Here is a 26,022-nt window from a genome sequence, read left to right on the forward strand (position 1 = left end):
CCGACTCATGTCCAGTTCCAATAAAGAATCGGCCAGCGACCTCATTCGTGCCAAGGACGTCAGCGGTCTCGATCTCTGGGCATTGCCCAGTTTCGACCCGCATGTAGAACCCGAGCCGGAACCCGAGCCTGAAGTGCTCGATGAGCCGGCCGAGATGGAAGAAGTGCCGCTGGAAGAAGTCCAGCCGCTGACCCTGGAAGAGCTGGAAAGCATTCGCCAGGAAGCCTGGAACGAGGGTTTTGCCACCGGCGAAAAAGAGGGCTTTCACAGCACTCAGCTCAAGGTCCGGCAGGAAGCGGAAGTGGCGCTGGCTGGCAAGATTGCCAGCCTCGAAACGCTGATGGCCAGCCTGCTCAATCCGATTGCCGAGCAGGATACGCAGATCGAAAAAGCCGTCATTCATCTGGTCGAGCACATTGCCCGGCAGGTAATTCAGCGTGAGCTGGCAACCGATTCCGCGCAGATCGCCAACGTGCTGCGTGACGCGTTGAAGCTGTTGCCGATGGGTGCCAATAATCTGCGTATCTTCATCAATCCTCAGGACTTCGCGCTGGTCAAAGCCATGCGTGAGCGTCATGAGGAGACGTGGAAAATTCTCGAAGACGACACGTTGCTGCCGGGCGGTTGCCGGATTGAAACCGAGCACAGCCGCATCGATGCCAGCATCGAAACGCGGATCGCTCTGGCCATCTCGAAAATGCATGATCAACTGCACGAACAAGTCACGCACCCTGCGCCGGCCGATGTCAGCGTCGAGCTGGACGCTGCGTCCGTGCAGCCATCGAAAACCGTCGCGCCAGACATGGATACGCTCGATGCGCCTTGATCGCACCAGCTTTGGCAAACGCCTGGGAGCCTATGCAGGCTCCATCAGCCTGCCTGCGCAGCCGGTGGTTGAAGGCCGCCTGCTGCGTATGGTCGGGCTGACGCTGGAAGCCGAAGGTTTGCGTGCGGCCATGGGCAGTCGCTGCGTGGTGATCAACGACGACAGTCATCACCCGGTCGAGGTCGAGGCTGAGGTGATGGGGTTTTCCGGTGGCAAGGTGTTTCTGATGCCGGTCGGCAGCGTTGCGGGTATCGCGCCCGGTGCCCGTGTGGTGCCGTTGGCCGATGCCGGTCGTCTGCCGATGGGGATGACCATGCTGGGGCGGGTACTGGATGGTGCAGGCCGACCACTGGACGGACGTCCTCCGATCAAGGCCGAAGACTGGGTGCCAATGGACGGTCCGGCCATCAATCCGCTCAAGCGTGACCCCATCAGCCAGCCGCTGGATGTTGGCATCCGCTGCATCAACGGTCTGTTGACGGTCGGGCGCGGCCAGCGTCTCGGGCTGTTTGCCGGTACAGGCGTGGGCAAGAGTGTGCTGCTCGGCATGATGACGCGCTTCACCGAAGCCGACATTATCGTCGTAGGGCTGATCGGTGAGCGGGGCCGTGAGGTGAAGGAGTTCATCGAGCATATTCTTGGCGAGGAAGGCCTGAAACGCTCGGTGGTGGTAGCTTCGCCTGCCGATGATGCACCTTTGATGCGTCTGCGCGCTGCCATGTATTGCACGCGTATCGCCGAGTATTTTCGTGATCAGGGCAAGAACGTCCTGTTGCTGATGGATTCCCTGACCCGTTTTGCTCAGGCTCAGCGGGAAATCGCCCTGGCCATTGGTGAGCCGCCTGCGACCAAGGGTTATCCGCCGTCGGTGTTTGCCCGTTTGCCCAAGCTGGTCGAGCGTGCCGGTAACGCCGAAGCCGGGGGTGGTTCGATCACTGCGTTCTACACAGTGCTGTCCGAAGGCGATGATCAGCAGGATCCGATTGCCGACTCTGCGCGAGGTGTTCTCGACGGGCACATCGTGCTCTCGCGCCGACTGGCCGAAGAAGGGCATTACCCGGCCATCGACATCGAAGCCTCGATCAGTCGGGTCATGCCCTCGGTGGTGACGCCTGAGCACATGGCCCGGGCCCAGCATTTCAAGCAGCTGTGGTCACGCTATCAGCAGACCCGCGACCTGATCAGTGTGGGTGCCTATGTCGCCGGTGGTGACCGGGAAACCGACATGGCCATTGCGCTGCATCCGGTGCTGGTGCGCTATCAGCGTCAGGGGTTGCGCGACAATGAAAGCATGCAGGCCAGTGGCGAAGCGTTGGCTTCGGTATTCGGTCCGGCACCGGGCGGCTGATAAGCCATGGCCCAGAGTCGAGCGGCGCGTCTGGCGCCTGTGGTCGAGATGGCGGAGGCGGCCGAGCGTTCGGCGGCGCAGCGTCTCGGGCACTTTCAGGGGCAGGTCAATCTGGCCAACAGCAAGCTTCAGGAACTGGACCAGTTTCGCCATGACTATCAGCAGCAGTGGCTGCAGCGCGGTAGCTCCGGTGTGTCCGGCCAATGGTTGCTGGGTTATCAGCGCTTTCTGAGTCAGCTGGATGTCGCCGTGGCGCAGCAGTACAAAAGCCTTGAGTGGCACAAGGTCAATCTCGACAAGGCGCGCGGTTCCTGGCAGGACGCTTATGCGCGTGTCGAGGGGTTGCGCAAACTGGTCCAGCGCTACATGGACGAGGCGCGCAAGCTTGAAGACAAGCGTGAACAGAAGCTGCTTGACGAACTGTCCCAGCGTCTGCCCCGTCACGAACAGTTCTGACACTGATTTTTTGACGAGGCGATCACAAAGTCTGGTCTACGCTCACAGTGTCCAGGTTTTGAAATATTTCAGGAATTCCTATGACAGTCACTTCCGAGCTTTCCCCGGACCGGCGCCAGTTGACGCTTTATATTGCGGGGCGTTTCGACTTTGCTACGCATCAGGCCTTTCGGGGTGCCTACGAAGGGCAGTCGGGGGATTTGAGTTATGTCGTGGACCTGCGCGACACCCATTATCTGGACAGCTCCGCGCTGGGAATGTTGTTGCTGCTGCGCGATCACGCCGGTGGTGACAGGGCGCAGGTGCGACTGATCAACTGCTCGGCCGATGTGTCCAAGATCCTCGCGATCTCCAATTTCTCGAAGCTGTTTCAGTTGAGCTGATCGGTGCAGGCGCTCTCGAAAGGCCTGTGCATTCTGATCGCCGACGACAGCGCCAGTGACCGACTGTTGCTCGCAACCATCATCGCTCGCCTTGGGCATCGGGTGGTGAGCGCGGCCAACGGCCTTGAGGCTGTGGCGATCTTCAGTACCGAGCGTCCGCATCTGGTGTTGATGGACGCAATGATGCCGCTGATGGACGGCTTCGAGGCGGCGCGGCGAATCAAGCTCATGGCTGGCGAATCGTTGGTGCCGATCATCTTTCTGACGTCACTCACCGAAGGCGAGGCGCTGGCACGGTGTCTGGATGCGGGCGGCGATGACTTCGTCTCCAAGCCCTACAACACTCAAGTGCTGGCGGCCAAGATCAATGCCATGAATCGCCTGCGGCTTTTGCAGGAGACCGTTCTGCAGCAACGGGACTTGATCAGCACTCACCATGAATACCTGCTCAACGAGCAGCGCGTCGCCAAGGCCGTCTTCGATCAGGTCGCGCATTCCGGCTGTCTGGGTGCGGCGAATATTCGTTACCTGCAATCGCCTTATGCGCTGTTCAACGGGGACCTGATGCTGGCGGCCTACACCCCGGCCGGGCATATGCACGTGCTGCTGGGGGATTTTACCGGGCACGGTTTGCCGGCTGCCGTAGGGGCAATGCCGCTGGCCGACGTGTTTTACGGTATGACAGCGAAAGGCTTTGGTCTGGTCGAGATCCTGCGCGAAATGAACGCCAAGCTGAAGCGCATCCTGCCGGTGGACATGTTTTGCTGTGCCACGCTGCTGTGCGTCAATCTCTCGCAGCGGCAGGTCGAGGTCTGGAACGGCGGACTGCCGGACGGCTATCTGTTGCGCGCCGACGGGGCTGAGCCGGTCATACTGGTTTCCCGGCATCTGCCGCTTGGCGTACTGAGCGTGGATGCGTTTGAGGTCAGGACCGACGTCTATCCGCTGGCGCTGGGTGACCGGATCTTCCTGCTGTCTGACGGGGTGCTCGATACCAGCGACAGCCATGATCAGCTTTTCGGTGTGCAGCGACTGCGAGATGTATTGGCCGCCAATGACCGGCCCGCGTTTCTGATCCAGGAAATCCTTCAGGCGCTGAACGACTTCGGCGGCAAGGCGCGTGATGACGTCAGCCTGCTGGAAATCACAGTGATCGACGAGCCGCTGGATCCATTGCCGCTGCCCACGTACTCCGACAGCGGCGCCTCAAGCCCTCTGGACTGGTCGGCCAGTTTCGAATTTCGCGGCTCCACCCTCAAGCGGTTCAATCCTGTGCCTTACGTTCTGCAGTTGCTTCTGGAGGTTCACGGCCTGCGCAGCCAGGGCGGTGCGCTGCATGCGGTAATGGGTGAGTTGTACAGCAACGCCCTCGAGCACGGTGTACTGGGGCTCGATTCGGCGCTCAAGCATGATGCTGCCGGTTTTGCCCGCTACTATGAGCTGCGTGCCGAGCGTCTCGAGAATCTTCGTGACGGATTTATCTGCATGACCCTGAGAATTGAACCTGTAGGGCAGGGTGGCCGTCTTACCTTGAGTGTCGAAGACAGCGGCAACGGTTTCGATGCGCAGCAGGTGATCGACCATACACCTGTCATTGACGGTTTGTATGGGCGCGGCATCAGGTTGGTATGTGAACTGAGTCGGCAGGCCCGATGGTCCACGGATGGCAGGATCGCCTGCGTGGAATTTTCCTGGACGTGAGTGGCATAATCGCGCCCTGGAGTCTTGATCAAGGAGTGAGCAAGTGTCTGTTCATCTGGATTACAACGTTTTGAGTACCCTGCAGGAAGTCATGGAAGATGAGTATCCCACGTTGCTGGATGTTTTCTTCAAGGACTCCGAGCAGCGCCTTTCCCAGATGCGTCTGGCGCTTGAGCTCCATGGGCCTGACCTGGAAACGCTGAGCCTGAACGCCCACAGTTTCAAAGGCAGCAGCAGTAACATGGGAGCGCTACGGCTTTCCGAGCTATGTCGCGAGCTTGAGGAGCGCGCCCGTCAACAACGACGTGAGGGTCTGGAAGAGCTGATCGGCAGTATCGACAGCGAGTACGCGACTATCCGCCGGCTGTTCGATGCAGAGCGCCAGTTCTTCGTCAATTAAGCGCTTGGACCCTGTCCGGCAGATGACGTCCAGACTGCTCTTTGAGGGTTGGCCTGCATCTTGCTAGTAATTCGGTAACCAGCTGTTTATGCGGAGACCGAAATGCCCCTCGCCACCAATGCGCTTCTTCAGGCCAATGCCGCTGCGACCTCCAGGTCCAGCGCGGCCAACAATGCGGTCAAGCCTGCCGACGCCGGCAAGGATGAGGCCTCCAGCTTCTCCAATGTCTATGCCAAACAGGCAAAGGATACGGCTTCTGCGCGCGATGATGTGCCTGTGAAATCGGCAAGGGACAAGGCCGCTTCCGGCTCGGACAAGGTCGCAAGCGGCAAGGACAAGCCCTCCGCCGATCAAGGTGCTGCCACAAATACCTCATCCGTTGCCGATAGCGGCAACGGTTTGCCTGCCAACGCAACCACCGCTACTGCCGATGAAGATCAGGCAGCAGCCGACCAGGCCGCGGACGATCAGGTACTGACCGATACGCTGGCCGACGGCGAGACGTTGCCGGTTGCTGATCCGGCGCTGAATCCCGCATTGCAGGCCATGACCGCACAGACGCCTGTTGCACCTGCGATTGCCAAGCCTGCGGTTGCCGATACCAAGGCTTCGCCTGTGGTTGAGCTGGCTGCCGGAGCGAAAGCGGCGCCACCAGCAGTGGTTGACGCTGCCTTTGATCCTGAGGCAGATCCGCTCGACGGTCTTGAGGCAGTGCAGTTGGCGTTGGAAAACGCCAGCGCCAGAACGCAGATGGCGGCCCAGAATGCTCACGCCGCCAGCAAGGCGACGCCATCCAATGCCGAAGCGGACCCGTCACAGAATATCGCCAATAACCTGTCGCTGGTCAGCGAGCAGTTGCCCTCTGATGACAGCAGTACCGAAAGCAGTGACAAGTCGTTCAGCGGTCTCATCGGTGAAGGCCTGAAGGATGTGAAAAGCGCCGCAGGTGACACGCGGGTTGATAACTTTGCCGATCGTCTGGCGGCTCTGAGTCAGGCTGCACAGCCTGCCAGGGCTGCAGCGACGCCGGCGGCAACGCCGTTGATGAGTCAGCCGCTGGCCATGCACCAGAGTGGCTGGACCGAGGGTGTGGTGGACCGGGTCATGTACCTGTCGAGCCAGAACCTGAAGTCGGCCGAAATCAAGCTGGAGCCGGCGGAACTCGGGCGCCTTGATATTCGCGTCAATATGGCGCCGGATCAACAGACTCAGGTGACGTTCATGAGTGCCCATCTGGGCGTGCGTGAAGCGCTTGAAAGCCAGATGTCGCGTCTGCGTGACTCGTTCAGCCAGCAAGGGCTGGGTCAGGTGGACGTGAATGTTTCGGACCAGTCGCAACAGCAGGCCCAGCAACAGGCTCAGGAGCAGGCCAGCCGGGCTCAACGCGGCGGACGTGGTGGTGGAACGGGCTTGGGTGACAGTGCTGACGACGTTTCCATTGCAGATGCCGCCGTTCCTGTAAGTCAGCCGGCAGCGCGCGTGATCGGTACCAGCGAGATCGATTACTACGCTTGATTCGGTGGGAGCTGCGGCTTGACCCCCAGCTTCTGAAGGTGCGCTGAAGTCTGCTTCTGAGCGAAGGGCGTAGTCGGCCTTTCGCAAACTCTATGTCTTCAGCCGTTTGAGCGCCCTTGAGCGCGCGTGCTGCCATGGCTGAAAACTCGTTTGAGTCCGATCCGCCTCCCTTCTGCCAACTCTGGCATAACACTTGCTCTGCCCCTGTCACGTATTGAAGACCCCTTGAATAGTGACGGATTATTGGCATGGCGAAGAGCGAAGAAGTTAAAGACCCCGCTTCCAAAGGCAAACTCAAGCTCATCATCGTAGCGGTTGTGGCCTTGCTGCTCGCTGTCGGTCTGTCAGTGGGTGCAACCTGGTTCATCATGCACAAGAGCGAAAGCGCGCCTGATCCGGCAGTTGCTGCGGCCGCGGCCAACGCCAAGCCAGTGGCGGTTTTCGAACCGCTGACACCTGCTTTCGTCGTTAACTTCAATGCCAATGGCCGTCAGCGCTACATGCAGGTCAGCATCACCATGCTGGGTCGCAATGCTGCGGACATGGAAGCCTTGAAAGTGCACATGCCGGTGATTCGCAACAACCTGGTCATGCTGTTCGCGGCCATCCCTTTCGAGTCGCTGGCCTCGCCGATCGGCCAGGAAATGCTGCGTCAGAAGGCAACCGCCAGCATTCAGGAAGTGGCGCAGAAAGAACTTGGCAAGACTGTGATCGAACAGCTGCTGTTCACTAATTTCGTATTGCAGTAGGACCTCGACATGGCTGTGCAAGACCTGCTGTCCCAGGATGAAATCGACGCGCTGCTGCATGGCGTTGACGATGGTATGGTCCAGACCGAAAGCCCCGGCGAGCCTGGAAGCGTCAAAAGTTATGACCTGACCAGTCAGGACCGGATCGTCCGGGGGCGTATGCCGACCCTGGAAATGATCAACGAGCGATTTGCCCGTTACACCCGCATCAGCATGTTCAACCTGTTGCGCCGCTCGGCGGACGTAGCGGTGGGCGGTGTCCAGGTGATGAAGTTCGGCGAGTACGTGCATTCGCTGTACGTGCCGACCAGTCTGAACCTGGCCAAGATCAAGCCGCTGCGCGGCACGGCACTGTTCATTCTCGATGCCAAGCTGGTCTTCAAGCTGGTGGACAACTTTTTCGGTGGCGACGGCCGTCATGCCAAGATCGAAGGGCGTGAGTTCACGCCGACCGAGCTGCGTGTGGTGCGAATGGTGCTGGATCAGGCGTTCATCGACCTGAAAGAAGCCTGGCAGGCGATCATGGAAGTGAACTTCGAGTACATCAACTCGGAAGTGAATCCGGCCATGGCCAATATCGTCGGGCCTAGCGAGGCGGTGGTCATTTCCACCTTCCACATCGAACTCGATGGCGGTGGCGGCGATCTGCACGTAACCATGCCGTACTCCATGATCGAGCCGATCCGGGAAATGCTCGACGCCGGTTTCCAGTCGGACCTGGACGATCAGGACGAGCGCTGGGTCAACGCGCTCAAGGAAGACGTGCTGGACGTCAATGTGCCGCTCAGTACCACCATTGCGCAGCGTCAATTGCCGTTGCGCGACATCCTGCATATGCGTCCCGGTGATGTGATCCCGATCGAACTGGCCGAGTCGATGGTCCTGCGGGCCAACGGTGTGCCTTCGTTCAAGGTCAAGCTCGGCTCGCACAAGGGCAAGATGGCCCTGCAGGTAATTGAACCCATAGCGCGACGTTGACCTGCCAGGTCGACGTCGGAACATTGTTGCGTAATTGAATCACTGCTTGCAGAGGACTACCGATGGCTGATGAAAACGATATGACGTCTGCTGAAGATCAGGCGCTGGCCGATGAATGGGCTGCTGCACTGGGCGAGGCGGGCGAAGGTGGTCAGGACGATATCGACGCGCTGCTGGCTGCGGATGCGGGCAATGCGACCAATCGCATGACCATGGAAGAGTTCGGCAGCGTGCCGAAAAGCAACGGACCGGTTTCTCTGGACGGTCCGAACCTGGATGTGATTCTGGATATTCCGGTGTCGATTTCCATGGAAGTGGGCAGCACCGACATCAACATTCGCAACCTGTTGCAGCTCAACCAGGGATCAGTCATCGAACTCGACCGTCTGGCAGGCGAACCGCTGGACGTGTTGGTCAACGGTACGCTGATTGCCCACGGGGAAGTGGTGGTGGTCAACGAAAAGTTCGGCATACGCCTGACTGACGTGATCAGCCCGAGTGAACGCATCAAGAAGCTGCGTTAAGTGAAGCGCTTGTTGAGTGTTCTGCTGATGCTGCCGTCGCTGGCGTTGGCCGCCGAGCCCGCTGCGCAGGCAGCGCCCGCCGTGGCCAATACCGTGTCCAGCGGCATGGGTGGTCAGGTGATGCAGCTGTTGCTGGGGCTTTTGCTGGTGGTCGGCCTGATTTTCGCGCTGGCCTGGGTCATGCGACGGGTTCAGCGGGTCGGGCCCAATAACAGTCAGATTATCGAACTGGTGAGCACACGAGCCATCGGGCCGCGTGATCGTCTGGTGCTGGTTCAGGTGGGCAATGAACAGGTTCTGCTGGGCATCACACCAGGCAACATCACCACCCTGCATGTGCTCAAGGAGCCTGTGCAGGTCCCGGTCAGGGAGCAGGCGACGCCCGAGTTCGCTCAGCGTCTGCTGGACTTGATGGGCAAGGATAAGGACAAGAAGTAATGGGCGCCTTGCGTTTCCTGATACTGCTGTTGCTGGTAATGATTGCACCGGTCGCGTGGGCGGCCGATCCGCTGTCGATTCCGGCAATCACCCTGTCCAACGGGGCGGACGGCCAGCAGGAGTATTCGGTCAGTCTGCAGATCCTGCTGATCATGACCGCGCTGAGCTTTATCCCGGCGTTCGTGATGCTGATGACCAGCTTCACGCGGATCATCATCGTCTTCTCGATTCTGCGACAGGCTCTGGGGCTGCAGCAGACGCCGTCGAACCAGATCCTGACCGGCATGGCGCTGTTTCTGACCATGTTCATCATGGCGCCAGTGTTCGACCGGGTGAATCAGGACGCTTTGCAGCCTTATCTGGCCGAGCAGCTCACGGCGCAGGATGCAGTCGCCAAGGCGCAGGTGCCGATCAAGGATTTCATGCTGGCGCAGACGCGTACCAGCGATCTTGAACTGTTCATGCGTCTGTCCAAGCGTACCGACATTCCCACGCCGGACGCCGCACCGCTGAACATTCTGGTACCGGCTTTCGTTATTTCCGAGCTGAAGACTGCGTTTCAGATTGGCTTCATGATCTTCATTCCGTTTCTGATCATCGATCTGGTCGTGGCCAGTGTGCTGATGGCGATGGGTATGATGATGCTTTCGCCGCTGATCATTTCCCTGCCGTTCAAGATCATGCTGTTCGTGTTGGTGGACGGCTGGGCGCTGATCGTCGGTACACTGGCTGGCAGTTTTGGTGGTGTATGAGTCGTTTCGCTGAGGAGTCTGCCCGATGACGCCGGAAGTAGCCGTCGATCTGTTTCGTGAAGCGTTATGGCTGACCACCATGCTGGTTGCGATCCTGGTGGTGCCGAGTCTGATCTGTGGTCTGCTGGTGGCGATGTTTCAGGCTGCGACCCAGATCAACGAACAGACGCTCAGCTTTCTGCCGCGTCTGATCGTCATGCTGATCACGCTGATCGTGATCGGTCCCTGGCTGTTGAAAGTCTTCATGGAATACATGCTGTCGTTGTATACCAGCATTCCGACCGTGATCGGCTGACGCTGCATGCAGCCGATGCTCGCGCTGACCGACGCCCAGATCAGCACCTGGGTCGCCAGCTTCATGCTGCCGCTGTTTCGTATCGTCGCGGTGTTGATGACCATGCCGATCATTGGCACGACGCTGGTTCCACGACGCGTGCGCCTGTATTTTGCCGTGGCCATGACGGTGGTTGTCGCGCCCGTATTGCCTGCGATGCCTACGGTGCAGGCTCTGGATCTGAGTGCGCTGTTGTTGATTGGCGAGCAAATCATCATCGGCGCAGGGATGGGGCTCTCTCTGCAGTTGTTTTTCCATATCTTCGTGGTGGCAGGGCAGATCATCTCGACTCAGATGGGTATGGGCTTCGCCTCGATGGTCGACCCTACCAACGGCGTCTCATCGGCCACCATCGGGCAGTTTTTCACCATGCTGGTGACGCTGCTGTTTCTGGCCATGAACGGTCATCTGGTGGTGTTGGAAATTCTTGTTGAAAGCTTCACCACCATGCCGGTTGGCAGCGGTCTGCTGGTCAATAACTTCTGGGAGCTTGCGACCGGGCTTGGCTGGGTCATGAGTTCGGGGCTCAGGCTGGTGCTGCCGGCGATCACCGCGCTGCTGGTCATCAACATCGCATTTGGCGTAATGACGCGTGCGGCGCCGCAGCTCAATATCTTTTCCATCGGTTTTCCGCTGACGCTGGTGCTGGGCATGGTCATTCTGTGGATGACCATGGGCGATATTCTCAATCAATATCAGCCCCTTGCCAGTCAGGCTCTGCAGGCACTGCGCGACATGGTGAGGGCTCGTTGAAATGGCTGAAAACGAGAATGGCCAGGACAAGACAGAAGAACCCACGGAGAAAAAGGTCCGTGACTCTCGGGCTGACGGTCAGATTGCACGCTCCAAAGAGCTGACCACGCTGGTGGTGATGCTGATGGGGTCGGGCGGGGCGTTGATGTTTGGTGGCGGCATCGCGCAGATGATGTTCGAGTTGATGCGCGACAACTTCACCATCACCCGTGAAACCCTGATGGACCAGGATTACATGGGCAAGGCACTGCTCACCTCCGGCATGCATGCGATGGTGGTGGTGCTGCCGTTTCTGATTGCCATGCTCCTGGCTGCGCTGGTCGGTCCGATCATGCTCGGCGGCTGGCTGTTTGCAACCAAGTCGCTGGCCCCCAAGTTCAGCCGCATGAACCCGGCGGCGGGTCTCAAGCGTATGTTTTCTCCTCACGCGCTGGTGGAACTGCTCAAGTCGCTCGCCAAATTCCTGATCATTCTCGCAGTGGCGCTGGTGGTGCTCGGCAAGGAGCGCAACGATCTGGTGGCTATCGCGCACGAGCCTCTGGAGCAAGCCATCATCCACAGTCTCCAGGTGGTGGGTTGGAGCAGTTTCTGGATGGCCTGCGGCCTGATGTTCATCGCTGCTGCCGACGTTCCGTTTGTATTGTGGGAAGCGCACAAGAAGCTGCTGATGACCAAGCAGGAGGTGCGCGACGAGCACAAGAACAGCGAGGGCAGTCCGGAGGTCAAGCAGCGTATCCGTCAACTGCAGCGCGAGATGTCGCAACGCCGGATGATGGCCTCGATCCCCGAGGCCGACGTGATCATCACCAACCCGACTCACTTCGCCGTAGCGCTCAAGTACGATCCCGAGAAGGGCGGGGCGCCGATGTTGCTGGCCAAAGGCACTGATCTGATCGCGCTGAAAATTCGCGAGATCGCCGCCCATAATCAGATCCTGATTCTGGAATCTCCCGGTCTGGCGCGCTCCATCTACTACAGCACCGAGCTGGAACAGGAAATTCCTGCAGGACTGTACCTGGCCGTGGCTCAGGTGCTGGCTTACGTCTATCAGATCCGTCAGTACCATGCAGGTCAGGGCAAGCGTCCGGATCCGCTGGGCGACGTACCGATCCCGCCGGACCTGCAGCGCGACTCCTGATTGTCTGATACGCCTCGTCGATCCTTTCGCCAGCAATCCGCCTCCCGTTCCTTTGCCTCTCAATGCTGCTTTTCTGCCGTTTCACACCCGTATTCACTGGCTTTTGAAAAGTTGGACAGCTTTTTGCAACAGGTCTGTTCAAGGACGCTGTCGGCGTCAAAGTTTTGATCCAGTGCGCAGGTAAAGAATCGGTGGAACGCTCTCAGATACTCAGTAGCGCACGCAGCAACATTGCAGGCCTCGGCCGTGGTCAGTTGGGCGTGCCGCTGTTGCTGCTGATCATGTTGGCAATGATGATGTTGCCTATTCCGCCGTTTCTGCTGGACGTGCTCTTCACGTTCAACATCGCACTGTCCATCGTCGTGCTGCTGGTCTGCGTGTACGCGTTGCGGCCTCTGGATTTCTCGGTTTTCCCGACCATTCTCCTTGTCGCCACGCTGCTGCGTCTGGCACTGAACGTTGCCTCGACACGGGTGGTCATGCTGCATGGCCAGGATGGACACGCTGCCGCAGGCAAGGTGATCCAGGCCTTCGGTGAGGTCGTGATCGGCGGTAACTACGTGGTCGGTATCGTGGTGTTCGCGATTCTGATGATCATCAACTTCGTGGTGATCACCAAGGGCGCAGGGCGTATCTCCGAAGTAAGCGCTCGTTTTACCCTTGATGCGATGCCAGGCAAACAAATGGCAATCGACGCCGACCTCAACGCCGGCCTCATCGATCAGCCTGAAGCAAAACGCCGTCGTGCAGAAGTCGCCGGGGAGGCCGAGTTCTACGGTTCCATGGACGGTGCCAGCAAGTTCGTGCGCGGCGATGCGATTGCCGGCCTGCTGATTCTGTTCATCAACCTCATCGGCGGCATGCTGGTGGGTATCCTGCAGCACAACATGACGTTCGGCGATGCAGGCCGCGTTTACACCTTGCTGACCATCGGTGACGGTTTGGTGGCGCAATTGCCATCACTGCTGCTGTCCACCGCTGCCGCGATCATGGTGACCCGTGCTTCCGGTTCGGAAGAGATGGGCAAGCTGATCAATCGCCAGATGTTCTCTTCCTACAAGGCGCTGGGTGTATCGGCCGGCATCATGATCGTCATGGGCCTGGTGCCGGGCATGCCGCACTTTGCTTTTATCGGCCTTGGTCTGGTAGCGGCTGGTGGTGCCTACCTGCTGTGGAAGAAAGAGAATCAGGTGAAGTTCGAGGCGCTGGCCGAAGTTCAGCGTCAGCAGGATCTGTTGCCGTCACCGACCCGCGTTCAGGATTCCAAGGAGCTGGGCTGGGATGACGTGACGCCGATCGACATCATCGGTCTGGAAGTGGGTTATCGCCTGATTCCGCTGGTGGACCGCAATCAGGGTGGTCAGTTGCTGGCGCGTATCAAGGGCGTGCGCAAGAAGCTCTCCCAGGAGCTTGGCTTTCTGATGCCGACCGTCCACATCCGCGACAACCTCGATCTGGCGCCCAGCGCCTATCGTCTGACGCTGATGGGCGTGATTCTGGCCGAGGCCGAGATCTACCCCGATCGCGAACTGGCGATCAACCCTGGTCAGGTATTCGGCACGCTGAACGGCATCACCGCCAGAGATCCGGCATTCGGCCTGGAGGCAGTGTGGATCGAAATCAGCCAGCGCAGTCAGGCTCAGTCTCTCGGTTACACGGTGGTGGACGCCAGCACGGTAGTGGCGACTCACCTTAACCAGATCCTGTACAAGCACTCGCATGAGCTGATTGGTCATGAAGAGGTCCAGCAATTGATGCAATTGCTGGCCAAAAGCTCGCCGAAGCTGGCTGAAGAGCTGGTTCCAGGTGTGCTGTCGCTGTCGTCGTTGCTCAATGTGCTGCAGGCGCTGCTGGCCGAACACGTACCGGTACGCGACATCCGCAGCATTGCAGAGGCCATCGCCAACAACGCCGGGAAGAGTCAAGATACCGCCGCTTTGGTGGCGGCGGTCCGCGTCGGTCTGAGTCGCGCAATCGTGCAAAGCATTGTAGGCGTTGAGCCGGAGCTGCCTGTCATCACGCTGGAACCAAGGTTGGAACAGATATTGCTCAATAGTTTGCAGAAGGCTGGTCAGGGTCAGGAAGAAGGCGTTCTGCTTGAGCCGAGCATGGCTGAAAAGCTCCAGCGTTCATTGATCGAAGCGGCCCAGCGTCAGGAGATGCAAGGGTTGCCGGTAATCCTTCTGGTAGCGGGTCCGATTCGGGCGATGCTGTCACGATTTGGACGATTGGCTGTACCGAGCATGCATGTTCTGGCGTATCAGGAAATTCCTGACAACAAGCAAGTAACCATCGTAGCGACTGTCGGGCCCAACGGCTGAGGTAGTGAGTCATGCAAGTTAAGCGATTTTTCGCCGCCGATATGCGTCAAGCCATGAAGCTGGTTCGCGATGAGCTGGGCGCTGAGGCGGCCATCATTGGCAACCGCCGCATCGCCGGGGGCGTCGAACTGACCGCCGCGCTGGATTACAAACTCTCTGCGCTGGCACCCCGCGTTCCGAACATGGAACTCGAAGACGAGTTGCGCAAGACCCAGTCGCGCATCGTCTCTGCGCAGGCTGAACTGAACAACCGCAGCGACAGCGATGCCTCGGTCAATCTTCAGTTGTTTTCCGGCAAGCCGATCAGCGCGACCGACACCCACATCGAGCCGACACTCGAAGAGCCGCCACGTCCGTTTGCCTACGCGCCGGCCCCGGCCGCCGAGCCCGCGGGCGGTCAGCGTGCCTTCGAGTCGATGCGCTCCGAATTGAACGGCCTGCGCGAGCTGCTGGAAGTCCAGCTCGGCTCCCTGGCCTGGACCCAGTTGCAGGGCAGCCGTCCGCAACAGGCCAACCTGTGGCGTCGCCTGCAACGCGTCGGCCTGTCCGGTCCGTTGTCGCGTGACCTGCTGTCGATGATTCCGGACATTGACGAGCCCCGTCAGGCCTGGCGCATGCTGTTGGCCCATCTGGCGCGCATGATTGCCGTGCCTGATGTCGAACCGCTGGAAGAGGGCGGTGTTATTGCCATGGTCGGTCCTGCCGGCATGGGCAAGACCACCACGCTGGCCAAGCTGGCCGCCCGTTACGTGCTGAAGTACGGCGCGCAGAACATCGCGCTGGTCAGCATGGACAGCTTCCGCATCGGTGCCCAGGAGCAGCTCAAGACACTGGGCCGTATTCTCAACGTGCCGGTGACTCACGTCGATCCCGGTCAGTCGCTGGCACAGGCTCTCGAGCCTCTGCTGCGCAAGCGTGTGGTCCTTATCGACACTGCCGGACTGCAAGCCAGTGATCCTGCGTTGCGCATGCAACTGGAAAGCCTGGCAGGTCGCGGCATCAAATCGCGTAACTACCTGGTACTGGCCACAACCAGCCAGAAGCAGGTACTGACAGCGGCTTATCACAGTTACAAGCGTTGTGGCCTGGCCGGATGCATTCTGACCAAGCTGGATGAAACCGCCAGCCTGGGTGAAGTTCTTAGCCTGGCGATCAGTCACGAATTGCCGGTGGCCTACCTCACGGACGGACCACGGATTCCTGACGATTTGCACATTCCGCGTCGTCACCAACTGGTGAGCCGTGCGGTCAGCGTGCAAATGCAGGATGAGCCTAGCGAAGAAGCGATGGCTGATATGTTTGCCGACCTCTATCACTCACCTGGCAAAAGGGTAGGTTAAGTGATGGAGACTATTGGAATGTCCCTGCATCGATGGTCTGCCAGGCATTGTTCGTTCGCGAACGTGCAGCCCCCAATGTGGCTTCGGTCTACGCAAGACAAGGTAAAGAAATAACATGGGCAGCATGCATCCCGTACAGGTTATTGCGGTGACCGGCGGCAAAGGTGGCGTCGGTAAGACTAACGTGTCAGTGAACCTTTCACTGGCCCTGGCTGAACTCGGTCGACGCGTCATGCTTCTTGACGCCGATCTGGGTCTGGCCAATGTCGATGTTCTGCTTGGGCTGACACCCAAACGCACGCTCGCCGATGTCATAGAAGGCCGTTGCGAATTGCGCGACGTGCTTCTTCAGGGGCCGGGCGGCGTTCGCATCGTGCCTGCCGCTTCCGGCACTCAGAGCATGGTTCATCTGTCGCCTGCCCAGCACGCAGGTCTGATCCAGGCGTTCAGTGAAATTGGCGACAACCTCGATGTACTGGTGATCGACACGGCGGCAGGCATCGGTGAATCGGTGGTCAGCTTCGTACGCGCCGCGCAGGAAGTCTTGCTGGTAGTCTGCGACGAGCCGACGTCCATCACGGATGCCTACGCACTGATCAAGTTGCTCAACCGCGACTACGGCATGAATCGCTTCCGGGTGCTGGCCAACATGGCCCAGAGCCCGCAGGAAGGCCGCAATCTGTTCGCCAAGCTGACCAAGGTCACGGACCGCTTTCTGGATGTGGCGCTGCAGTATGTCGGGGCTGTGCCTTACGACGAATGCGTGCGCAAGGCCGTACAGAAACAGCGTGCCGTCTACGAAGCCTTCCCGCGTTCCAAATGCGCGCTGGCATTCAAGGCCATTGCTCAAAAGGTCGATACCTGGCCGTTGCCGGCCAATCCAAGGGGTCACCTTGAATTTTTCGTTGAACGACTCGTTCACCAGACCAGTGCGGGGCCTGTCCAATGACAGCGAGCGGCTACCAGATGTACAGCAAGGCTTCCCGGAATTCGCAGTATGAGCTGATCGAGCGTTATGCGCCCTTGGTCAAGCGCATCGCCTATCACTTGCTGGCCCGCTTGCCAGCCAGCGTGCAGGTCGAGGACCTGATCCAGGCCGGCATGATCGGCCTGCTGGAAGTCTCTACCAAATACGACTCCACCAAAGGTGCGAGTTTCGAGACCTATGCGGGTATCCGTATTCGTGGCGCCATGCTCGACGAAGTGCGCAAGGGGGACTGGGCGCCTCGCTCGGTCCACCGCAATACGCGCATGGTAAGCGACGCAATTCGCGCAATTGAAGCGAAAACCGGACGTGACGCTAAAGATCACGAGGTTGCTGCCGAACTCCAGTTGAGTCTCGATGATTATTACGGGATTTTGAATGATACCTTGGGCAGCCGCCTCTTCAGTTTCGACGACCTGCTTCAGGACGGCGATCACGAAGGGCTGCACGAGGACGGTGCCAGCGGTTCGCTTGAACCGTCACGGGACCTGGAAGACGAGCGCTTCCAGGCAGCCCTGGCCGATGCGATTGCCAATCTGCCGGAGCGTGAGCGTCTGGTCTTGGCGCTGTACTACGACGAAGAGCTGAACCTCAAGGAAATCGGAGAGGTCCTGGGTGTCAGCGAATCGCGGGTCAGTCAGTTACACAGCCAGTGCGCAGCTCGTTTGCGAGGGCGTTTGGGGGAGTGGCGAGCGCGTTGACAGTCAAGGTGCGGCCTGGTCCGCACAGTGACTTCAAGCCGGCTGTGCAGAGCGTTACGTGGTAACAGGATAGACAAGGCAGGAGCCTGTCGGGCGGTGCCTCGATGGGCTGTTCGTTCAGGTCTGTACCTGTCGTTTTGCCAAGCCCGTCGTCGTTTCGTACAGCCGGGGGTGTGCTGTGCCAGTATTGAGTGAACAGCGTGTTCAGGTGCTGAACGCGTTAAAGACTGCTTGGAGGTCGAATTGGACAAGAACATGAAAATCCTCATCGTTGATGACTTCTCAACGATGAGGCGGATCATCAAGAACCTGTTGCGTGATCTGGGGTTCACCAACACATCGGAAGCGGATGACGGTCTGACCGCGCTGCCGATGTTGCAGAGCGGTGCCTTTGACTTTCTGGTGACGGACTGGAACATGCCTGGCATGTCCGGTATCGATCTGTTGCGCCAGGTCCGTCAAGACGAGCGCCTCAAGAGCCTGCCGGTGCTGATGGTCACTGCCGAAGCCAAGCGTGAGCAGATCATTGAAGCTGCACAGGCCGGTGTTAACGGTTACGTGGTCAAGCCATTCACGGCTCAAGCGCTGAAAGAGAAGATCGAAAAGATCTTTGAACGCGTCAATAGCTGATGCATGCCGCGAGGGCGCTATGGATAACAATGATTCGATGGCCGACTTTGAGTCGACCCTGAAAAGACACGCGCAGGAACTGGTTACCAGCCTTGAAAAAGGCCGTTTCGGCGAAGCTGTGCAACTGATCCATGAGCTCAACCAGACACGCGACCGCGGCCTCTATCAGGAAGTGGGCAAGCTGACTCGTGAGCTGCACAGTGCAATCGTCAACTTCCAGATCGATCCGCACATGCCTCAGGCCGAAGAGGTATCGCAGATCACGGATGCCACCGAGCGTCTGGGTTACGTCGTGCGACTGACCGAAAATGCGGCCAACCGCACCATGGACCTGGTCGAGGAAAGCACGCCGGTCATGAACGGTCTGAGTTCCGACGCCAAGGCGTTGAGCGAAGACTGGGGACGTTTCATGCGCCGCGAAATCGGTGCCGAGGAATTTCGCGATCTCGCCAAGCGGGTCGATGGTTTTCTGACGCGTACCGAAAAGGAGACTCACGAGGTTTCCGCTCACCTCAATGACATTCTGCTCGCCCAGGATTACCAGGACCTTACCGGTCAGGTGATCAAGCGTGTCACGCAGTTAGTCACTGAAGTGGAAGGCAATTTGCTCAAACTGGTGCTCATGGCCAGCCATGTCGATCGCTTTGCGGGTATCGAACATGACGAAGAATCCATCCTTGCGGAAAAAGATCCTAAAAAACATCTCGCCAAGGGTGAAGGTCCGCAGATTCATGCCGATAAACGTGAAGACGTCGTATCCGGACAGGATGATGTAGACGATCTGCTATCGAGCCTCGGCTTCTAGGTCTGTTGACGGTTAATTTTAGGGAGCACCCCCATGAGCTTCGGCGCCGATGAAGAAATCCTTCAGGATTTTCTGGTAGAGGCCGGCGAAATTCTGGAGCAGTTGTCAGAGCAATTGGTCGAGCTGGAAAGCCGACCGGATGATGCTGATCTGCTCAATGCAATTTTTCGCGGTTTTCACACTGTAAAAGGGGGCGCCGGCTTCCTCCAGCTTCATGAGCTGGTGGAGTGCTGCCATATCGCCGAAAACGTGTTCGACATCCTTCGCAAGGGTGAGCGTCGCGTTGATTCCGAGCTCATGGACGTGGTCCTGGAAGCATTGGACACCGTCAACAGCATGTTCGGCCAGGTGCGCGAACGTACTGACCTGACGCCTGCGACGCCGGAGCTGCTGGCGGCGTTGTCCCGTCTGGCTGAACCACAGTCCAATGACGAAGTCGCAGTTGCCGAGCCTGAACCTGTGGCTGAAGTCGCCGAATCGGCTGCTCCGGTTGCCGAGGCGGCTGGCGGCGACGACATCACGGACCATGAATTCGAACAGTTGCTCGATTCGCTGCACGGCTCCGGGCCGATTGCAGCACCTGCTGCGGCCCCGGCCGCTCAGGCCTCGTCGAGCGACGAGATCACCGATCAGGAATTCGAATCCCTGCTCGATCAGTTGCACGGCAAGGGCAAGTTTGCCGCCGATGCCGCTCCAGCACCGGCCCCTGCGGCCAAGGCTGGCGGCAGCGCACCGGCCAGTGACGAGATCACTGACGACGAGTTCGAAGCATTGCTGGATCAACTGCATGGCAAAGGGTCGTTCGACGCTGCTGTCGTTGCGCCGGTGGCTGTCGAGGCCGTTGCGGCCAAGGCTCCAGCGACGGCACAGGCTGCGGCCTCCGACGAAATCACCGATCACGAATTCGAAAGCCTGCTGGACGAGCTGCACGGCAAGGGCAAGTTCGAGCCTGACGCGGTCGTCGCCAAGGCGCCTGCACCTGCTGCCAAGCCTGCCCCGGCCCCCGCTGCCAAGCCTGCTGCTGCGCCTGCCCCTGCTGCAAAGGCCGAACCTGCGCCAGCCAAGGCTGCTGCCCCTGCACCCGCTCGTGCTCCCGCCCCGACGGGCGAAAAGCCGGTCGCGACCGAGGCCGAAACCACGGTGCGCGTCGATACTGCGCGCCTGGACGAGATCATGAACATGGTCGGCGAACTGGTGCTGGTGCGTAACCGCCTGGTTCGCCTGGGTCTTAACAGTGGCGACGAAGCCATGTCCAAGGCCGTTTCGAACCTGGACGTGGTGACCGCCGACCTGCAGACCGCAGTGATGAAAACCCGCATGCAGCCGATCAAGAAAGTCTTCGGCCGCTTCCCGCGTCTGGTTCGTGACCTGGCTCGCCAGCTCAAGAAAGAGATCAATCTGGAATTGGTGGGCGAAGAGACCGACCTGGACAAAAACCTTGTCGAGGCACTGGCCGACCCGCTGGTCCACTTGGTGCGCAACGCGGTCGACCACGGTATCGAAACCCCTGAAGAACGCGAAGCCACCGGCAAGTCCCGCGGCGGCAAGGTGATTCTGGCGGCAGAGCAGGAAGGCGACCATATCCTGTTGTCCATCTCGGATGACGGCAAGGGCATGGACCCGAACGTGCTGCGCTCCATCGCCGTCAAGCGCGGTGTCATGGACAAGGATGCTGCGGACCGTCTCAGCGATACCGACTGCTACAACCTGATCTTTGCGCCGGGCTTCTCGACCAAGACCGAGATTTCCGATGTCTCCGGTCGTGGCGTGGGCATGGACGTGGTCAAAACCAAGATTTCCCAGCTCAACGGCTCGATCAACATCTACTCGACCAAGGGACAGGGCTCGAAAATCGTCATCAAGGTTCCGCTGACGCTGGCGATCATGCCGACCCTGATGGTCATGCTGGGCAATCAGGCTTTTGCCTTCCCGCTGGTCAACGTCAACGAGATCTTCCACCTGGACCTGTCGACCACCAACGTCGTAGATGGTCAGGAAGTGGTGATCGTGCGTGACAAGGCCTTGCCTTTGTTCTACCTCAAGCGCTGGCTGGTCAGTTCGGCCGCGCACGAAGAGCAGCGTGAAGGGCACGTGGTGATTCTGTCTGTCGGCACCCAGCGCATCGGCTTTGTCGTCGATCAACTGGTCGGGCAGGAAGAAGTGGTGATCAAACCGCTGGGCAAGATGCTGCAAGGTACGCCGGGTATGTCGGGCGCCACTATCACCGGTGACGGTCGCATTGCCTTGATTCTCGATGTACCGAGCATGCTCAAGCGTTACGCCGCACGGCGTATTTGATTCTGGGGTTGCGGGCAGCTTCGGCTGCCTGCGGCGCCTATTGGAGTGTTTATGGCAGTCAAGGTCCTGGTGGTGGATGATTCCGGTTTCTTCCGCCGCCGCGTTACGGAAATCCTTTCTTCGGACCCCAACATCCAGGTTGTCGGCACGGCAACCAATGGCAAGGAAGCTATAGAACAGGCGCTCGCGCTCAAGCCTGACGTGATCACGATGGACTACGAAATGCCGATGATGGATGGCATTACGGCGGTTCGTCACATCATGCAGCGCATCCCGACTCCGGTATTGATGTTCTCCTCACTGACTCACGAAGGTGCCCGCGTCACGCTGGATGCACTGGACGCCGGTGCGGTGGACTTTTTACCCAAGAATTTTGAAGACATCTCGCGCAACCCGCAGAAGGTCAAACAACTGCTGTGCGAAAAGATCAACAGCATCTCGCGCAGTAACCGTCGTTTCAGTGGAGCAAGTTCCACTTCCGCCGCTCCGGTTTCTTCCTCCGCTGCGCCCGCTGCCCGTACCGCGGCACCTGCATCGACAATGCCTGCACGCACGGTTGCGCCGCGCACCGCAGCGCCTGCGCCTCATGCAGCCCATGCCCAGCCACATGCTCCTGCGCCAGCCCATCCGACCACCTCGGGAGCGCCCAAGCGCAAGGCCTATAAGCTGGTTGCCATCGGTACCTCGACGGGCGGTCCCGTTGCGTTGCAACGTGTGCTGACGCAACTGCCTGCCAGTTTTCCGGCACCGCTGGTGCTGATCCAGCACATGCCTGCTGCGTTCACCAAGGCTTTTGCCGAGCGTCTGGACAAGTTGTGCAAGATCAGCGTCAAGGAAGCCGAGGATGGTGATGTGCTGCGTCCGGGCCTTGCCCTGCTGGCCCCCGGTGGCAAGCAGATGATGGTCGACAGCCGTGGCATGGTGAAGATTCTGCCCGGTGACGAACGCCTCAATTACAAGCCGTGCGTGGACATCACGTTCGGGTCGGCTGCCAAATCCTATGGCGACAAGGTGCTTTCAGTCGTGCTCACCGGCATGGGGGCCGACGGCCGTGAAGGCGCTCGTCTGCTCAAGCAGGCAGGCAGCACGGTCTGGGCTCAGGACGAGGCGAGCTGTGTGATCTATGGCATGCCGATGGCCATCGTCAAGGCTGAGCTGGCGGACGCGATCTACAGCCTGGACGATATCGGTCGTCATTTGGTCGAGGCGTGCCTCTGATGGATGTACTGAGTCTGATCGGACTGATCCTGGCGTTCGTGGCGATCATTGGCGGCAACTTTCTCGAAGGCGGACACCTCAGTGCGCTGCTGAACGGCCCGGCAGCGCTGATCGTGATCGGCGGTACGCTGGGAGCGTCGCTGTTGCAGGCACCCATGAGCGCCTTCATGCGCGCCATGAAAATCATTCGTTGGGTGCTGTTTCCGCCACGTGTCGATCTTGCCGGTGGCGTTGACCGCGTGATCGGCTGGAGCATGACTGCCCGCAAGGAAGGCTTGTTGGGACTGGAAACGGTTGCCGACGCCGAGCCTGACAGCTATGCCCGCAAAGGCCTGCAGTTGCTGGTCGACGGCGCTGAGCCGGAAGCGATTCGCAGCATTCTGGAGGTGGATTTCATCACCCAGGAAACCCGTGACATCCAGGCCGCCAAGGTCTTCGAGAGCATGGGCGGCTACGCGCCGACCGTGGGCATCATCGGTGCGGTCATGGGGTTGATTCACGTGATGGGCAATCTGGCCGATCCGAGTCAGCTGGGCAGCGGCATTGCCGTGGCCTTCGTTGCCACGATCTACGGCGTTGCGACGGCCAACCTGATCCTGCTGCCGGTGGCCAACAAGCTCAAGGCCATCGCCCACCGCCAGGCGCGTTACCGTGAAATGCTGCTCGAGGGTCTGCTGTCCATTGCCGAGGGTGAGAACCCGCGCTCCATCGAACTCAAGCTGCAAGGCTTCATGGAGTAACACCTCATGGCTCGACGTCGTCAGCCCGAAGAACACGAAAATCATGAACGCTGGCTGGTGTCCTACGCCGACTTCATTACGCTGCTGTTCGCGTTCTTCGTGGTGATGTACTCGATTTCGTCAGTCAACGAAGGCAAGTACAAAATTCTGTCGCAGGCCCTGGTCGGCGTATTCAACGACGCCGAGCGCACCATGAAGCCGATCCCCATCGGCGAGCAGCGCCCGGTCTCGGTCAAGCCGTCCGAGCCGTTGCTCAAAGACAGCGAGGAAACCGACGCCGGTATCGCCTCGTCAGCCAGTGACCCGTTGCAGACCATTGCCCAGGATGTACGCGACGCGTTTGGCGATCTGATCAAGTCCGATCAGATGACTGTGCGTGGCAACGAGCTGTGGATCGAGATCGAGCTCAATTCCAGTCTGCTGTTCGGCAGTGGTGATGCCATGCCCAGCGACAAGGCGTTCACGATCATTGAAAAGGTCGCTGGCATCGTGAAACGCTTCGACAACCCGATCCATGTCGAAGGTTTCACCGATGACCTGCCGATCAGTACGGCGCAGTTTCCGACCAACTGGGAACTGTCGTCGGCACGTTCGGCCAGCATTGTCCGCATGCTGGCCATCGACGGCGTCAACCCGGCGCGTCTGGCGTCAGTCGGCTATGGCGAGTTCCAGCCCATTGCCCCGAACACCAGCGCTACAGGGCGTGCCAAGAACCGACGTGTCGTGCTGGTCATATCCCGTAACCTGGATGTCCGGCGCAGTCTGACCAGTACCGGCACCGCGAATGCGCAGCCGGATGCCGCGTTGAAGCGTGCTGGCACACAAACTGCACCGGTGCCAGCAAAGCCGCCGGTACGTGCGAACACTGTCAATTCTCCGTCACCCGCTCCCTAATATTGTATCGGTACGGTCGTCGCTGTACGGAAGGAAATCATCAATGAGAGTCTGGGCAGTAGCCAACCAGAAAGGTGGAGTCGGAAAGACCACCACGACCATTGCCCTGGCCGGTCTGCTGGCCGATGCGGGCAAGCGCGTGGTCGTGGTCGATCTTGACCCCCACGGCTCCATGACCAGCTATTTCGGGCACAACCCTGACGAACTGGAACACAGTGCGTTCGATCTGTTTCTGCACAAGGGCGCCGTTCCTGACGGGCTTCCGGGCCAGCTCCTGTTGCCGACCAGCGACCAGCGTATTTCGCTGATTCCATCCAGTACGGCGCTGGCGACTCTGGAACGACAGTCGCCGGGCCAGAGTGGTCTGGGTCTGGTGATTGCCAAGAGCCTCGCCCAGCTGTGGCAGGATTTTGACTATGCGCTGATCGACAGCCCGCCGTTGCTCGGTGTATTGATGGTCAACGCGCTCGCTGCGAGTCAGCAGTTGGCGATTCCCGTGCAAACCGAATTTTTGGCCGTCAAAGGTCTGGAGCGCATGGTCAACACCCTGACCATGATCAACCGCTCCCGTAAGGTGCCGTTGCCTTACACCATCGTGCCGACATTGTTCGATCGCCGTACTCAAGCCTCCATGGGCACCTTGAAGCTGTTACGCGACAGTTTTCCCGAGCATGTCTGGCAGGCCTATGTGCCGGTGGACACGCGTTTGCGCGACGCCAGCCGTGCGGGGCTGACGCCGTCGCAGAACGACAGCAAGAGCCGCGGGGTGATCGCATATCGGGCATTGCTCAAGCATATGCTCGCCGAGCAACTCAATGCTCAGGTGGCCTGACATGCGCGCATATTCTTTCTCTGCTGTCAGCTCAAGTGATGCCTCAATGCGGCCGATAACTCTATCAGGCTGTACTCGCTCCATTTTTTGTTGGGCCCCGGTATGAACCGCCCTGTAGAAGTTGCAACACGACCCAAGCTGGCTCTGCAGTCCTATCTGGACGCGTTGCTTCAGGACGCGACCGAAGAACCGGAGGTTCCGGCCAGCACCATCGACGAGTTTCAGGCGGCGGTGCTTGAAGAGCAGGCCTTTGATGCGCGCAGGCAGGCGCAGATAAAACCGGTCGCGGTGGCTGTCGCCGCCCCTGCCGCAGTAGCGGTGCCTGTGGTTGTCGCTGCACCGGTTGTGGCGCCTGTGCTGGACGTTGCACCGGTGATCGTGGCTGAAGTCGAGGCGCAGATTCCGGCAGTCGAGTTGGTCGAGCCGGTTGCCGAGCTGAGCACCATGGTGCCGCAGCGCACGCCCACGCCGCCGCCGACCAGCGATGGTCGTCCGGCCTGGGCTGCCGAGCCGTTCGAATGCCTGCTGTTCGATGTAGCGGGTCTGACACTGGCGGTGCCGTTGGTGTGCCTGGGGTCGATTTATCCGCTGGCAGGGCAGGAGCTGACACCTCTGTTCGGTCAGCCGGACTGGTTTCTCGGAATCCTGCCTTCTCAGGCGGGCAACCTGAAAGTGTTGGATACCGCGCGCTGGATCATGCCTGATCGCTACCGCGATGATTTTCGCCAGGGTTTGCAGTATGTGATTTCGGTTCAGGGGTACGAGTGGGGGTTGGCGGTGCATCAGGTCAGTCGCTCTTTGCGTCTTGATCCGAATGAAATCAAGTGGCGCACACAGCGTGGTCAGCGGCCATGGCTGGCGGGCACAGTGATCGAACACATGTGTGCGTTGCTGGACGTTGCAGAGTTGGCCGAGTTGATAGCCAGTGGCGCGGTCAAGCAGTTGAACAAGTCGAAATAATCA

The 26,022-nt window shown here is 59.5% G+C and carries 27 protein-coding genes; all 27 read left to right on the forward strand.

Annotated features, from left to right (window positions below; genetic code table 11):
• The first annotated feature begins 7 nt into the window (after window positions 1-7).
• The 27 genes from fliH (at window position 8) to KDX39_RS12590 (ending at window position 26,019) form a co-directional block, all read left to right on the forward strand.
• A complete protein-coding gene (gene fliH / locus KDX39_RS12460; protein ID WP_231660570.1) occupies window positions 8-826 on the forward strand; it encodes a flagellar assembly protein FliH in 819 nt (272 codons plus the stop codon).
• A complete protein-coding gene (gene fliI / locus KDX39_RS12465) occupies window positions 816-2,174 on the forward strand; it encodes a flagellar protein export ATPase FliI (protein WP_004880755.1) in 1,359 nt (452 codons plus the stop codon). The genes fliH and fliI overlap by 11 nt, the downstream gene beginning before the upstream one ends.
• Window positions 2,175-2,180: 6 nt before the next feature.
• On the forward strand, window positions 2,181-2,630 hold the full coding sequence (gene fliJ, locus KDX39_RS12470; RefSeq protein WP_231660571.1) for a flagellar export protein FliJ: 450 nt from the start codon (window positions 2,181-2,183) through the stop codon (window positions 2,628-2,630).
• A gap of 80 nt (window positions 2,631-2,710) precedes the next feature.
• The gene (locus KDX39_RS12475) at window positions 2,711-3,013 is read left to right on the forward strand and encodes an STAS domain-containing protein (protein WP_099229043.1); all 303 of its coding nucleotides are present in this window, start codon (window positions 2,711-2,713) and stop codon (window positions 3,011-3,013) included.
• Between the two features lie 3 nt (window positions 3,014-3,016).
• A complete protein-coding gene (locus KDX39_RS12480; RefSeq protein WP_231660572.1) occupies window positions 3,017-4,714 on the forward strand; it encodes a SpoIIE family protein phosphatase in 1,698 nt (565 codons plus the stop codon).
• Between the two features lie 43 nt (window positions 4,715-4,757).
• Window positions 4,758-5,114, forward strand: a complete 357-nt coding sequence (locus KDX39_RS12485) for an Hpt domain-containing protein (RefSeq protein ID WP_231660573.1) — start codon at window positions 4,758-4,760, stop codon at window positions 5,112-5,114.
• A gap of 102 nt (window positions 5,115-5,216) precedes the next feature.
• The gene (locus tag KDX39_RS12490) at window positions 5,217-6,629 is read left to right on the forward strand and encodes a flagellar hook-length control protein FliK (RefSeq protein WP_231660574.1); all 1,413 of its coding nucleotides are present in this window, start codon (window positions 5,217-5,219) and stop codon (window positions 6,627-6,629) included.
• 248 nt (window positions 6,630-6,877) lie between these two features.
• Window positions 6,878-7,378: a flagellar basal body-associated protein FliL gene (gene fliL / locus KDX39_RS12495; RefSeq protein WP_231660575.1), complete on the forward strand. Its 501-nt coding sequence runs from the start codon at window positions 6,878-6,880 to the stop codon at window positions 7,376-7,378.
• 9 nt (window positions 7,379-7,387) lie between these two features.
• On the forward strand, window positions 7,388-8,356 hold the full coding sequence (gene fliM, locus KDX39_RS12500) for a flagellar motor switch protein FliM (RefSeq protein ID WP_099229038.1): 969 nt from the start codon (window positions 7,388-7,390) through the stop codon (window positions 8,354-8,356).
• A 62-nt stretch (window positions 8,357-8,418) separates the two neighbouring features.
• The gene (gene fliN / locus KDX39_RS12505) at window positions 8,419-8,880 is read left to right on the forward strand and encodes a flagellar motor switch protein FliN (protein WP_231660576.1); all 462 of its coding nucleotides are present in this window, start codon (window positions 8,419-8,421) and stop codon (window positions 8,878-8,880) included.
• Window positions 8,881-9,318, forward strand: a complete 438-nt coding sequence (fliO, locus tag KDX39_RS12510) for a flagellar biosynthetic protein FliO (RefSeq protein ID WP_099229036.1) — start codon at window positions 8,881-8,883, stop codon at window positions 9,316-9,318.
• Window positions 9,318-10,070: a flagellar type III secretion system pore protein FliP gene (fliP, locus tag KDX39_RS12515; RefSeq protein ID WP_231660577.1), complete on the forward strand. Its 753-nt coding sequence runs from the start codon at window positions 9,318-9,320 to the stop codon at window positions 10,068-10,070. Before fliO ends, fliP begins: the two co-directional genes overlap by 1 nt.
• A gap of 25 nt (window positions 10,071-10,095) precedes the next feature.
• Window positions 10,096-10,365, forward strand: a complete 270-nt coding sequence (fliQ, locus tag KDX39_RS12520) for a flagellar biosynthesis protein FliQ (RefSeq protein WP_043306603.1) — start codon at window positions 10,096-10,098, stop codon at window positions 10,363-10,365.
• Between the two features lie 6 nt (window positions 10,366-10,371).
• A complete protein-coding gene (fliR, locus tag KDX39_RS12525; RefSeq protein ID WP_231660578.1) occupies window positions 10,372-11,157 on the forward strand; it encodes a flagellar biosynthetic protein FliR in 786 nt (261 codons plus the stop codon).
• A gap of 1 nt (window position 11,158) precedes the next feature.
• Window positions 11,159-12,295, forward strand: coding sequence for a flagellar biosynthesis protein FlhB (gene flhB, locus KDX39_RS12530; protein WP_231660579.1), 1,137 nt, complete (start codon window positions 11,159-11,161; stop codon window positions 12,293-12,295).
• Window positions 12,296-12,486: 191 nt separating this feature from the next.
• Window positions 12,487-14,616: a flagellar biosynthesis protein FlhA gene (gene flhA, locus KDX39_RS12535; RefSeq protein ID WP_099229032.1), complete on the forward strand. Its 2,130-nt coding sequence runs from the start codon at window positions 12,487-12,489 to the stop codon at window positions 14,614-14,616.
• 11 nt (window positions 14,617-14,627) lie between these two features.
• A complete protein-coding gene (gene flhF / locus KDX39_RS12540; protein WP_231660580.1) occupies window positions 14,628-15,956 on the forward strand; it encodes a flagellar biosynthesis protein FlhF in 1,329 nt (442 codons plus the stop codon).
• Window positions 15,957-16,071: 115 nt separating this feature from the next.
• Window positions 16,072-16,905 (forward strand): flagellar synthesis regulator FleN, encoded by an 834-nt coding sequence (gene fleN, locus KDX39_RS12545; RefSeq protein ID WP_003412391.1) that lies wholly within the window; start codon window positions 16,072-16,074, stop codon window positions 16,903-16,905.
• Entirely contained in the window at window positions 16,902-17,642 is a 741-nt protein-coding gene (gene fliA, locus KDX39_RS12550; RefSeq protein ID WP_002554271.1) for an RNA polymerase sigma factor FliA, read from the forward strand. The genes fleN and fliA overlap by 4 nt, the downstream gene beginning before the upstream one ends.
• A 255-nt stretch (window positions 17,643-17,897) precedes the next feature.
• A complete protein-coding gene (locus KDX39_RS12555) occupies window positions 17,898-18,272 on the forward strand; it encodes a chemotaxis response regulator CheY (protein ID WP_161627625.1) in 375 nt (124 codons plus the stop codon).
• 19 nt (window positions 18,273-18,291) lie between these two features.
• Window positions 18,292-19,077 (forward strand): protein phosphatase CheZ, encoded by a 786-nt coding sequence (locus KDX39_RS12560; RefSeq protein ID WP_099229030.1) that lies wholly within the window; start codon window positions 18,292-18,294, stop codon window positions 19,075-19,077.
• A 33-nt stretch (window positions 19,078-19,110) separates the two neighbouring features.
• Window positions 19,111-21,375, forward strand: a complete 2,265-nt coding sequence (locus KDX39_RS12565) for a chemotaxis protein CheA (RefSeq protein ID WP_231660581.1) — start codon at window positions 19,111-19,113, stop codon at window positions 21,373-21,375.
• A gap of 51 nt (window positions 21,376-21,426) precedes the next feature.
• Window positions 21,427-22,593: a protein-glutamate methylesterase/protein-glutamine glutaminase gene (locus KDX39_RS12570; RefSeq protein ID WP_231660582.1), complete on the forward strand. Its 1,167-nt coding sequence runs from the start codon at window positions 21,427-21,429 to the stop codon at window positions 22,591-22,593.
• Window positions 22,593-23,333, forward strand: coding sequence for a flagellar motor protein (locus tag KDX39_RS12575; protein WP_231660583.1), 741 nt, complete (start codon window positions 22,593-22,595; stop codon window positions 23,331-23,333). The genes KDX39_RS12570 and KDX39_RS12575 overlap by 1 nt, the downstream gene beginning before the upstream one ends.
• A gap of 6 nt (window positions 23,334-23,339) precedes the next feature.
• Window positions 23,340-24,227 (forward strand): flagellar motor protein MotD, encoded by an 888-nt coding sequence (gene motD / locus KDX39_RS12580; RefSeq protein WP_231660584.1) that lies wholly within the window; start codon window positions 23,340-23,342, stop codon window positions 24,225-24,227.
• 43 nt (window positions 24,228-24,270) lie between these two features.
• Complete coding sequence (locus KDX39_RS12585) at window positions 24,271-25,059, forward strand: ParA family protein (RefSeq protein ID WP_099229026.1); 789 nt, start codon at window positions 24,271-24,273, stop codon at window positions 25,057-25,059.
• A 102-nt stretch (window positions 25,060-25,161) separates the two neighbouring features.
• The gene (locus tag KDX39_RS12590; protein WP_231660585.1) at window positions 25,162-26,019 is read left to right on the forward strand and encodes a CheW domain-containing protein; all 858 of its coding nucleotides are present in this window, start codon (window positions 25,162-25,164) and stop codon (window positions 26,017-26,019) included.
• The last annotated feature ends 3 nt before the right edge of the window (window positions 26,020-26,022 follow it).

This window comes from Pseudomonas sp. CDFA 610 (genome assembly GCF_021147865.1).
In the GTDB taxonomy this organism is placed as follows: domain Bacteria; phylum Pseudomonadota; class Gammaproteobacteria; order Pseudomonadales; family Pseudomonadaceae; genus Aquipseudomonas; species Aquipseudomonas alliivorans.

What these genes read in the sequence shown, in the direction of transcription:
- fliM (WP_099229038.1), top strand. Translation starts at nt 7,388, where the DNA reads ATGGCTGTGCAAGACCTGCTGTCCCAGGATGAAATCGACGCGCTGCTG.
- KDX39_RS12590 (WP_231660585.1), top strand. Translation starts at nt 25,162, where the DNA reads ATGAACCGCCCTGTAGAAGTTGCAACACGACCCAAGCTGGCTCTGCAG.
- motD (WP_231660584.1), top strand. Translation starts at nt 23,340, where the DNA reads ATGGCTCGACGTCGTCAGCCCGAAGAACACGAAAATCATGAACGCTGG.
- fliI (WP_004880755.1), top strand. Translation starts at nt 816, where the DNA reads ATGCGCCTTGATCGCACCAGCTTTGGCAAACGCCTGGGAGCCTATGCA.
- KDX39_RS12490 (WP_231660574.1), top strand. Translation starts at nt 5,217, where the DNA reads ATGCCCCTCGCCACCAATGCGCTTCTTCAGGCCAATGCCGCTGCGACC.
- flhF (WP_231660580.1), top strand. Translation starts at nt 14,628, where the DNA reads ATGCAAGTTAAGCGATTTTTCGCCGCCGATATGCGTCAAGCCATGAAG.
- fliJ (WP_231660571.1), top strand. Translation starts at nt 2,181, where the DNA reads ATGGCCCAGAGTCGAGCGGCGCGTCTGGCGCCTGTGGTCGAGATGGCG.
- fliQ (WP_043306603.1), top strand. Translation starts at nt 10,096, where the DNA reads ATGACGCCGGAAGTAGCCGTCGATCTGTTTCGTGAAGCGTTATGGCTG.
- KDX39_RS12565 (WP_231660581.1), top strand. Translation starts at nt 19,111, where the DNA reads ATGAGCTTCGGCGCCGATGAAGAAATCCTTCAGGATTTTCTGGTAGAG.
- KDX39_RS12555 (WP_161627625.1), top strand. Translation starts at nt 17,898, where the DNA reads ATGAAAATCCTCATCGTTGATGACTTCTCAACGATGAGGCGGATCATC.
- KDX39_RS12570 (WP_231660582.1), top strand. Translation starts at nt 21,427, where the DNA reads ATGGCAGTCAAGGTCCTGGTGGTGGATGATTCCGGTTTCTTCCGCCGC.
- fliL (WP_231660575.1), top strand. Translation starts at nt 6,878, where the DNA reads ATGGCGAAGAGCGAAGAAGTTAAAGACCCCGCTTCCAAAGGCAAACTC.
- fliR (WP_231660578.1), top strand. Translation starts at nt 10,372, where the DNA reads ATGCAGCCGATGCTCGCGCTGACCGACGCCCAGATCAGCACCTGGGTC.
- fleN (WP_003412391.1), top strand. Translation starts at nt 16,072, where the DNA reads ATGGGCAGCATGCATCCCGTACAGGTTATTGCGGTGACCGGCGGCAAA.
- KDX39_RS12560 (WP_099229030.1), top strand. Translation starts at nt 18,292, where the DNA reads ATGGATAACAATGATTCGATGGCCGACTTTGAGTCGACCCTGAAAAGA.
- flhB (WP_231660579.1), top strand. Translation starts at nt 11,159, where the DNA reads ATGGCTGAAAACGAGAATGGCCAGGACAAGACAGAAGAACCCACGGAG.
- fliN (WP_231660576.1), top strand. Translation starts at nt 8,419, where the DNA reads ATGGCTGATGAAAACGATATGACGTCTGCTGAAGATCAGGCGCTGGCC.
- fliH (WP_231660570.1), top strand. Translation starts at nt 8, where the DNA reads ATGTCCAGTTCCAATAAAGAATCGGCCAGCGACCTCATTCGTGCCAAG.
- KDX39_RS12575 (WP_231660583.1), top strand. Translation starts at nt 22,593, where the DNA reads ATGGATGTACTGAGTCTGATCGGACTGATCCTGGCGTTCGTGGCGATC.
- KDX39_RS12475 (WP_099229043.1), top strand. Translation starts at nt 2,711, where the DNA reads ATGACAGTCACTTCCGAGCTTTCCCCGGACCGGCGCCAGTTGACGCTT.
- fliP (WP_231660577.1), top strand. Translation starts at nt 9,318, where the DNA reads ATGGGCGCCTTGCGTTTCCTGATACTGCTGTTGCTGGTAATGATTGCA.
- KDX39_RS12585 (WP_099229026.1), top strand. Translation starts at nt 24,271, where the DNA reads ATGAGAGTCTGGGCAGTAGCCAACCAGAAAGGTGGAGTCGGAAAGACC.
- fliA (WP_002554271.1), top strand. Translation starts at nt 16,902, where the DNA reads ATGACAGCGAGCGGCTACCAGATGTACAGCAAGGCTTCCCGGAATTCG.